Source organism: Pseudooceanicola lipolyticus (assembly GCF_002786325.1).
Lineage (GTDB): Bacteria > Pseudomonadota > Alphaproteobacteria > Rhodobacterales > Rhodobacteraceae > Pseudooceanicola_C > Pseudooceanicola_C lipolyticus.
Map to the genome: position 1 here is coordinate 1 of NZ_PGTB01000334.1, position 1522 is coordinate 1522.

Genomic DNA, 1522 nt, shown 5'->3' on the forward strand with positions numbered 1-1522 from the left:
CCCGCCCCGCCCGCGCGCGGCGCCGTTCTGGACCGGCGCCGCGGTGATCGTGGCGGCGATTGGCCTGGCCTTCCCGCTGGCAGGCCTGGCGCTGGTAGTGGTGATCCTGTTCGACCTGCTGCTGGTCCGGCATATCGCGCCTCTGCGCCGGGTGCTGAACTGACCACCGTCCCGGGCGGCCTGGCGGCCGCCCGGAACACCGCGGCGGCCAATCCGGTCTTGAGCCCGGGGATTGTGCTGCATTCGGCGCAGAAAGCCACAGCCGCCTTGTCATCGCGCCGGTTCAGGCGCGGTGATCGTTGCGCGCATCTGCCGATCCCGGTATCACCCGAAACAGCATAACAATGAGCGTTTAGAGGACCCATGCCCACTCCAGTCGAATTTCATGACCGAATGCTTTCCCTGGGTCTTGCCCGTGTTGCCGAACAGGCGGCGCTGGCCTCGGCCTCTCTGGTCGGGCGCGGCGACGAAAAAGCCGCCGACCAGGCCGCCGTCAATGCCATGCGCGAACAGCTCAACCTGCTTGAAATCGCCGGTGTCGTGGTGATCGGCGAAGGCGAACGCGACGAGGCGCCGATGCTCTATATCGGCGAGGAGGTCGGCACCGGCAACGGCCCCGGCGTCGATATCGCGCTGGACCCGCTGGAAGGCACGACGCTGACCGCCAAGGACATGCCCAACGCGCTGACGGTGATCGCCATGGGCCCGCGCGGCTCGATGCTGCATGCGCCGGATGTCTATATGGACAAGCTGGCAATCGGGCCGGGCTTTCCCGAGGGGCTGGTGACGCTCGACATGCCGCCCGCCACCCGCGTTTCGGCGCTGGCCACCGAGAAGGGCTGCGCACCCTCGGACATCACCGTCTGCATCCTCGAACGCCCGCGCCATGAGGAAATGATTGCCGAGGTCCGCTCGACCGGGGCGGCGATCCGGCTGATCACCGATGGCGATGTCGCCGGGGTGATGCACTGCGCCGACAGCGCCACCACCGGCATCGACATGTATATGGGCACCGGCGGCGCACCCGAGGGCGTGCTGGCCGCGGCGGCACTGAAATGTATGGGCGGCCAGATGGAAGGCCGGTTGCTGTTCCGCAATGACGACGAAAAAGGCCGCGCCGAAAAGGCCGGGATCACCGATCTGGACCGCATCTACAAGCGCGACGAGATGGTGACCCAGGACGTGATCTTCGCCGCCACCGGCGTCACCGGCGGCACCCTGCTGCCCGGCATCCGGCGCGAGCCCGGCTGGGTCACCTGCACCACGCTGCTGATGCGGTCGAAGACCGGATCGGTGCGGCGGATGGAATACCGCACCCCGGTCGAGTGATCGCCGCCGCTGGTTAGCTCCGGCGGAAGTTTATGCGGGCCGCGCCCCAAGCCGGGGCGCGGCCCGTGGCATTTGCACCGCTTGCCAAATCGGCGCGCGCAGGCCAAACCCGGCGCATGATCAGTTGCAGCAGCGGCTGCCATTTCCATCGCGGATAGTCGATTACCCGCTGGTCCGACAGGAATTCGCCCAG

1 protein-coding gene and 1 pseudogene are annotated in these 1522 nt (G+C 67.7%); one reads left to right on the forward strand and one right to left on the reverse strand.

The features are described from left to right. Positions 1-363: 363 nt before the first annotated feature. A complete protein-coding gene (gene glpX / locus CVM52_RS25665; protein WP_100165054.1) occupies positions 364-1329 on the forward strand; it encodes a class II fructose-bisphosphatase in 966 nt (321 codons plus the stop codon). Between the two features lie 73 nt (positions 1330-1402). Here the strand turns inward: glpX and hemH are convergent. Continuing rightward, a pseudogene (gene hemH, locus CVM52_RS27530) lies at positions 1403-1522 on the reverse strand (ferrochelatase); the annotation flags it as partial.

Bases quoted from the DNA above. Each gene is read 5' to 3' on its own strand.
- glpX (WP_100165054.1), top strand. From the start codon at position 364: ATGCCCACTCCAGTCGAATTTCATGACCGAATGCTTTCCCTGGGTCTT.